The following is a 7,588-nucleotide window of genomic DNA, read 5'->3' on the forward strand; positions in this document are numbered from 1 at the left end:
GGGTGTAGATTCTCGCTTGCCGCGTCGAAAAAGGTCACTCGTCGAATCGCACGCAAGCCTGCCGACCCCTGGCGCGCCCCGCCACCGGGATGCCAGTGGTAGATTGACACCCTCGACAGGCCGAAACGACCCTCAGGGCGGAACCTTCATGGATTTGCTGATCACCGCGGCGGCGCACGCGTTGGCGGCGGGCGACCCGTTGGGCGCGCTCGGCCGCGTGGCGTTGCGCGACGATGCGCCCGCGCTGGCACTGCGGGGGATCGCGCTGGCGCAGCTGGGCGATTTCGAACGGGCCCGGGGGCTGGTGCGCCGGGCCGCCCGCGCGTTTGGCGCTCAGGATCCGGTGGCGCGCGCCCGCTGCGTGGTGGCCGAAGCCGAGATCGCCCTGGCCTCGCGCGACCTGGCCTGGCCGACGCCCGCGCTGGAGACGGCACGCCAAGTGCTCGCACAGCACGGCGATGCGCGCAATGCGGCCTATGCACGCTATCTTGAAGGCCGCCGCCTGCTGTTGATCGGCCGCCTCGACCAGGCCGAACAGACGCTGGCGGCGCTGGACGCCGCCGCGTTTGCCCCGGCGCTGCGGACCGTTCATGAACTGGTGGTGGCGGGCATCGCCGTGCGGCGCCTGCAGGCCAGCAAGGCTCGCGCCGCCCTGGCACGCGCGGCAAAGGCCGCGCAAGCCGCCGGCATCCCCGCGCTGCAGGCCGAAGTGCGGCAAGCCTCAAGCCTGCTGGATGCGCCCGCCGCCAGCCTGATCGCCCCGCCGCGTGACCCCCAGCCGCTGCGCCTGGACGAGGTCGAAGCCCTGCTGGCATCGGACACGCTGGTGGTGGACGCCTGCCGCTACGCGGTGCACAGCGCGGGGCGCACAGTTTCACTGGCTACCCGCCCCGTCCTGTTCACGCTGGCGCAAACCCTGGCCGAAGCGTGGCCCGGCGATGCCTCCCGCGAGGCCTTGATCGAACAGGCCTTCCGCACCCGCCGCCCGGACGAAACCCATCGGGCCCGGCTGCGCGTCGAAATCGGCCGTCTTCGCGGCGCGCTGGGCGCCCTGGCGACGCCGCGCGCCACGCGGGGCGGCTTTGCGCTGACGCCGCCCCCCTGCCAATCCGTCGCGGTGCTGACCCCGCCCGTGCAGGACAAGCATGCGGCGGTGCTGGCCCTGTTGGCCGATGGCGAAGCCTGGTCCAGCTCGGCGCTGGCGCTGGCATTGGGCGCCAGCCAACGCAATGTGCAACGGGCGCTGGATGCGCTGGCCGCCGCGGGCCGCGCCCAGCCGATCGGCCAGGGCCGGGCGCGGCGCTGGATGACGCCGCCGCTGCCGGGTTTCGCGACGACATTGTTACTCCCGCTGCCGCTGCCGAATGCCTAGGATGGACACGTCAACCTCTTGAACAGGACATCGACATGAAATCCAAACCCGCAGAAATCATCCGTGAATACGGCCCGTTTCCTGGCGTAAGCCAAGTGCATGGGGTGTCTTACGACGGCAGTCGCGTGTGGATCGCCGTGGGCGAGAAGCTGCACGCCCTGGACCCGGCCACCGGCGCCGTGGTGCAGTCTATCGACGTGGCCGCGCAGGCCGGCACGGCGTTCGACGGCAAGCACCTGTACCAGATCGCTGGCGACGTCATCCAGAAGATCGACCCCGCCTCGGGCCGGATCCTGAGCACCATCCCCGCGCCGTACGGCGAAGGCAACTCGGGCATGGCCTGGGCCGAAGGCATGCTCTGGGTCGGCCGCTACAAGGAACGCGCGATCCTCCAGGTGGACCCGGCCACCGGCGCCGTCCTGCGCACCATCGCGTCGGACCGCTACGTGACCGGCGTGACCTGGGTGGACGGCGGTCTGTGGCACGGCACCTGGGAAGACGACGCCAGCGAGTTAAGACAGGTCGACCCGCGTAGCGGCGAGGTCCTGGCCAGCCTGGCGCTGCCCGCGGGCGTGGTCGTGTCCGGCCTGGAATCGGACGGCGGCGACGTGTTCTATTGCGGCGGCGCGACCAGCGGCAAGCTGCGGGCGGTGCGCAAGCCGCGCGCCATGGCCTGAACGGCCAGGGCCGATGCATAGCGTCTCTCTATATAGATAGAAGGCGCCATGCCCGCCGGGCGGCCTCGCCGCCCGGCGACGCGCCAAATTCCGCTACTACTGACAAATTGTTGCAGGCCTCACCGCAGCGCCCCCCTTATGGCCCCAGCAGGCCCCCGCCAGCGTGTAAACTCCCCCCTTTTTGACTCTGGTGGTATGTTGCAAGCCCCACAGCGCACAGGTTTAAGCGGCCCGACGCTCATTCGCTTGCTGACTCGCCTGACGGATGTCGACGCCGTGCAATCCAGGCAACCGCTTTCGGATCATCTGAGCCAATGGCTCGGCTGGACCGACGCGATTGCGCTGTCTGCCGCCCTGAATAACCGTCCGCCGGCGATCGCGCCCGGCGCGCGCCAGTTCAGCAGCGAGCAAGAGCGCGAGTGCGAGCGTGTCCGGACCACGCTGGCCGATGCCATCGCCAGCGATACCGCCGCGACGGCGGCCAAACGGGTAAGCCCCGGGATGCGTTCCGGGCAGATGCCGGCCAAAGCGGCCGCTGCCCTGCAGGCCGACGACGCCGATTACTCGAATTTCCGTCAGCGTTATCTATCGTTGCAGCACACGATGGAAACCAGCATCGGTAACCTGCGCAGCCGCCTGCGTGGCATGGTCGCGGCCAAGACGCCCGAAATGACGCGTCTGGCGGTGGTCGATGCCATCATGGACCGCGCCCTGCTGCCGCGCGAACGCGCGCTGCTGGGCGCGATTCCGAAGCTGCTGCAAGGGCATTTCGACCGGCTGCGGCTGGCCGAGAAAGCGGCGCTGGAAGACGCGGCAGCGCAGGCCGAGGCCCAAGCCCAAGCCCAAGGCGCGTCCGAAGCGGATACCGACGCCCCGGCGCAAACCGGCGCCGAGACGGGAATTGAAGCCCGGGCCGAGACGGCTCTCCAGGCCGACGCACAGGCCGAAGCACAAGTGGACGCACCAGCGAGCGCACAGGCCGACGCGCAAGCGGACGCCCCGGCGGCCGGCGCCAGACCCGCGGGGCCTGCCCCGCAAACCGCATTGACGGCGCCCACGCCGGGCGCCTGGCTGGAGACGTTCCGCAAAGACATGCGCAGCGTGCTACTGGCCGAATTGGATGTTCGTTTACAACCGGTGGAAGGGCTGCTTGCGGCCCTTCGCGCCAGCTAACCGGGACACTATGTCCAAGTATCTGATCAATATCGTTGTTTTCCTCAGCGGCCTGGCCGTGGCCGGCTGGATCGGCGCGGGCTACGCGGGCACCAATCCCCTGGCGCTGGCGGTCATCCTGCTGATCTGCGCCTGTTACCTGGCCGGCGCGCTTGAACTGCTGCGCTACCAGCAGGCCACCGCGTCCCTCAGACGCGCGGCCAACGGCCTGACGCAAGCCCCCGCCAGCCTGGGCGCGTGGCTGGACACGCTGCACCCCAGCCTGCGCAACGCCGCGCGCCTGCGCATCGAAGGCGAACGCGTGGGCCTGCCCGGCCCGGCGCTGGCGCCCTATCTGGTCGGCCTGCTGGTGTTGCTGGGCATGCTGGGCACGTTCCTGGGCATGGTCGTCACCCTGCGCGGCACCGGCACGGCGCTGGAAAGCGCCACCGACCTGGCCGCCATCCGCGCATCGCTGGCCGCCCCCGTGAAGGGCCTGGGCTTTGCCTTCGGCACCTCGATCGCCGGCGTGGCCACGTCCGCCATGCTGGGCCTGTTGGCCGCCTTGAGCCGGCGCGACCGCATCCAGGCCGCGCAACTGCTGGACACCAAGGCCGCCACCACGCTGCGCATCTACACGCAGCACCACCAGCGCGAAGAAAGCTTCAAGCTGCTGCAACGCCAGGCCGAAGTGCTGCAACGGCAGGCCGAGGCCATGCCCACGCTGGTCGACCGCCTGGACGCCATGATGCGCAACATGGAACAGCAGAGCCAGTCGCTGAACGAGCGCCAGCTTGCCAGCCAGGACGCGTTCCAGGGCAAGGCCGAGGCCGCCTATGCGCGCCTGGCCGCCGTGATGGAACAGTCGATGAAGGAAAGCGTGGCCGAAAGCGCCCGCTCGGCCGGCGAAGCGCTGCAACCCGCGGTGCAGGCTACCCTGGCCGGCCTGTCGCGCGAAACCGCCACGCTGCACGGCACGGTCACCGACGCGATGCAGCGCCAGCTGGACAGCCTGACCACCGGCTTGCAAGCGGCCACCGCCAATGTGGCCGGCATCTGGAACCAGGCGCTGGCCGGTCAGCAAGCCGCCAGCGAGACCCTGGCACGGGACCTGCGCGATTCGCTGGACCGCTTTGCCCAGACCTTTGAACAACGCTCGGCCGCCCTGCTCGATGGCGTGTCCACGCGCCTGGAAGCCTCGTCGGGCACGATGTCCGACGCCTGGCACACGGCGCTGACGCGTCAGGAACAGGCCAGCGAAAAGCTGGCCGGCGAGAACCTGCAGGCCCTGACAGCCGCCGCGGCCAGCTTCGAGCAACATTCCGCATCGCTGCTGCGCACGCTGAACCAGTCGCACACCGCCCTGCAATCCGAGCTGGCTTCGCGCGACCAGCAGCGCCTGGCCGCCTGGACGGAATCGCTGGGCGCCATGTCCGCCACCCTGCGCCAGGAATGGCAAGCCGCGGGCGCCCAGGCCGCCGACCGCCAGCAGGAAATCAGCCTGGCGCTGGCCCGCACCGCCCAGGACCTGACCGCCCACGCGCAGACCCAGGCCGGCCTGCTGGAAAACGTATCCGCCCGCCTGGAAGCCGCCGCCGGCAATGTCTCGGCCCAATGGCACGAGGCGCTGACGCGCCAGGGCGAAGTCAGCGACAAGCTGGCCGACGACAATCGCCAGGCCCTGGCCGCCGCCGCGGCCACCTTCGAAACGCATGCCGCGTCGCTCCTGCGCACGCTGGATCAATCGCACGCCGACCTGCAGGCTGCCCTGGCCTCGCGCGATGAAGAGCGCCTGGCCGCCTGGGCCGGTACGCTGGGTGCCGTGGCCGACAAGCTGGGCCGTGAATGGGAACAGGCCGGCACGCAAGCCGCCGCGCGCCAGCACGAGATCGGCCAGGCCCTGGCGCAGACCACGCAAGACCTCGCCGCCCACAGCGAAGCGCAAGCCGCCCTGCTCGACACCGTGGCGGCCCGCATCGAATCGGCGGCCGGCGGCGTGACGCAGGCCTGGACCGACGCCCAGGTACGCCAGGAACTGACCAGCGAGAAACTGGCCAGCGACAACCAGCAGGCCCTGGCCACCGCCGCGGCCGCCTTTGAAACGCATTCGGCATCGCTTCTGCGCACGCTGGAGCAGTCGCAGGCCGACTTGCAGGCCGCCCTGGCCGCGCGCGACGAACAGCGCCTGGCCGCCTGGAACGACTCGCTGCGTGAACTGGCCGCCAAGCTGGGCGACGAATGGCGCGAGGCCGGCGCACAGACCGCCGCCCGCCATCAGGAACTGGGCCAGTTGCTGACCCGGACGGCGCAAGACCTGACCGCGCAGACCCAGGCCCAGGCCGCCTTGCTGCAAGACGTGTCGGCCCGCCTGGAAACGGCGGCCGGCAGCGTGACCGACGCCTGGACCGAGGCGCAGGCGCGTCAGGAACTGACCAACGAAAAGCTGGCCAGCGACAATCAGCAAGCCCTGACCACCGCGTCGGCCGCGTTCGAACAGCACTCGGCCGCGCTGCTGCAATCGCTGGGCCAATCGCAGGCCGGTCTGCAAGCCGAGCTGGCCGCGCAGGACCAGGCGCGCCTGGCCGCCTGGACCGACAAGCTGGGCGCAATGGCCGACGCCCTGCGCCAGGAATGGGAACAGGCCGGCGCCCGCAGCGCCAGCCTGCAGCAGGAGATCTGCGCCACCCTGGCCCAGACCGCCGACAGCATCGCCGCCCAGACCGAAGCGCACGCCAACGGCACCATCGCCGAAATCAGCCAGTTGGTGCAAGCCGCCTCCGAGGCCCCGCGCGCCGCCGCCGACGTCATCGGCGAACTGCGCCAGAAGCTGTCGGACAGCCTGGCCTACGACAACGCCATGCTGGAAGAACGCAACCGCCTGCTGGATACGCTGTCCACGCTGCTGGATGCCGTCAACCACGCATCCAGCGAACAGCGCACCGCGGTGGACGCCCTGGTGTCGTCGTCGGCCGATCTGCTGGACCGCGTCGGCGCGCAGTTCACCGACACGGTCGACGCCGAAGCCGGCCGCCTGAACGACGTGGCCGCGCAGGTCACCAGCAGCGCCATCGAAGTGGCGAGCCTGGGCGAAGCCTTTGGCGCCGCCGTGCGCCTGTTCGGCGAGTCCAACGACTCGCTGGTAACGCATCTGCAGCGCATCGAAGCCGCGCTGGACAAGTCCATCGCGCGCGGCGACGAGCAACTGGCCTACTACGTGGCGCAAGCGCGCGAGGTCGTGGACCTGAGCACCCAGTCGCAAAAGCAGATCATTGAAAACCTGCGGCAGTTGGCCACCCAACGCGCCGCCGCTGGGGCAGAAGCCGCATGAGCGCGGGCGAGGACATCGACGGCGGCGTGGAAGCCGCCGTCCCGACCTGGGCCGTGTTCGGCGACCTGATGTCGGTGCTGCTGGGCGCGTTCGTGCTGATCCTGGTCAGCGTGGTCGCCGTGCAGCTGGAGCTGTCCACCCAGCTCGAGCAAGAGGTCAAGCAGCGCCAGGAAGAAACCCAGCGCCGCCAGACGCTTGAACAGGCCTTGGCCGCGCCGCTGGCCGCCGGCCGCGTCACGCTCATCAATGGCCGCATCGGCATCAGCGGCAGCGTGCTGTTCGCGCTGAACTCCGATCAGCTGCAGCCGGAAGGCCGCGAGGTCCTGAAAAGCCTGATCGAGCCGCTCTCGGCCTACCTGAAGGCCAACAACGAAATCCTGATGGTCAGCGGCTATACCGACGACCAGCAGGTGCGCGAAGGCAACCGCCGCTTTGCGGACAACTGGGACCTGTCGGCCCAGCGCGCGCTGACGGTCACGCGCGCCCTGATCGACGAAGGCGTGCCCTCGGCCGCGGTGTTTGCCGCCGCGTTCGGTTCGGAGCAGCCCGTGGCGTCCAACGCCGACGAAGACGGCCGCGCCAAGAACCGCCGGGTCGAGATCACGCCCATCCCCAAGCCGTCCAACGGCACGCAGGCGCCCCGTGGCCAGTGATGGCGGACTGGGGTCCGCACTGAACGCCGCAACGGACGCCGGTGCGCGGCCGGGCCTGGACGCGTGCGCCACGCTGCAAGCCTGGCGCGCCCGCGGAGATGACCGCCTGGACCCGATCGCTTTCCACGTCATCGAGGCGCTGGCGCGCCGCGTGGCCGACCAGACGGGCACAGTCCGGCAACGCCTGGACGAACGGCTGGCGCAGTTGATGCAGGCCTACGCCGACCGCGTGGCCGCGGACGAGCCCACGATAGAGGCCGGTGCGAATTCGCCGGCCATTGCCGACGCGTCCGCGATATCGATGTCGATGTCCGCCCTTGCCATGCGTCGTGCCGGTACAAGCCCCGAACACCGGGGCCTTACCCCCGACACCAGGAGATTTCGATGCGATTCATGATCATCGTCC

The 7,588-nt window shown here is 70.0% G+C and carries 6 protein-coding genes; all 6 read left to right on the plus strand.

All coding sequences use genetic code 11. The features are described from left to right. The first annotated feature begins 148 nt into the window (after positions 1–148). The 6 genes from A9974_RS03255 to A9974_RS03280 all read left to right on the plus strand — a co-directional run bounded on the left by A9974_RS03255 (position 149) and on the right by A9974_RS03280 (position 7,579). On the plus strand, positions 149–1,372 hold the full coding sequence (locus A9974_RS03255) for a helix-turn-helix domain-containing protein (protein WP_183002721.1): 1,224 nt from the start codon (positions 149–151) through the stop codon (positions 1,370–1,372). Positions 1,373–1,407: 35 nt separating this feature from the next. Further along, positions 1,408–2,049 carry a PQQ-binding-like beta-propeller repeat protein gene (locus A9974_RS03260; protein ID WP_183002722.1) on the plus strand — a complete coding sequence of 214 codons (642 nt, stop codon included), beginning with the start codon at positions 1,408–1,410 and terminating at the stop codon, positions 2,047–2,049. Positions 2,050–2,244: 195 nt separating this feature from the next. Next, positions 2,245–3,222, plus strand: a complete 978-nt coding sequence (locus A9974_RS03265) for a DUF3348 domain-containing protein (RefSeq protein ID WP_183002723.1) — start codon at positions 2,245–2,247, stop codon at positions 3,220–3,222. Positions 3,223–3,232: 10 nt separating this feature from the next. Continuing rightward, positions 3,233–6,529, plus strand: a complete 3,297-nt coding sequence (locus A9974_RS03270) for a DUF802 domain-containing protein (protein WP_183002724.1) — start codon at positions 3,233–3,235, stop codon at positions 6,527–6,529. Continuing rightward, entirely contained in the window at positions 6,526–7,182 is a 657-nt protein-coding gene (locus A9974_RS03275) for an OmpA family protein (RefSeq protein WP_183002725.1), read from the plus strand. Before A9974_RS03270 ends, A9974_RS03275 begins: the two co-directional genes overlap by 4 nt. Then, positions 7,172–7,579: a DUF2894 domain-containing protein gene (locus tag A9974_RS03280; RefSeq protein WP_370539564.1), complete on the plus strand. Its 408-nt coding sequence runs from the start codon at positions 7,172–7,174 to the stop codon at positions 7,577–7,579. The genes A9974_RS03275 and A9974_RS03280 overlap by 11 nt, the downstream gene beginning before the upstream one ends. Positions 7,580–7,588 lie beyond the last annotated feature (9 nt).

The sequence above is a fragment of the Achromobacter sp. UMC71 genome, from assembly GCF_014170305.1.
Lineage (GTDB): Bacteria > Pseudomonadota > Gammaproteobacteria > Burkholderiales > Burkholderiaceae_B > Achromobacter.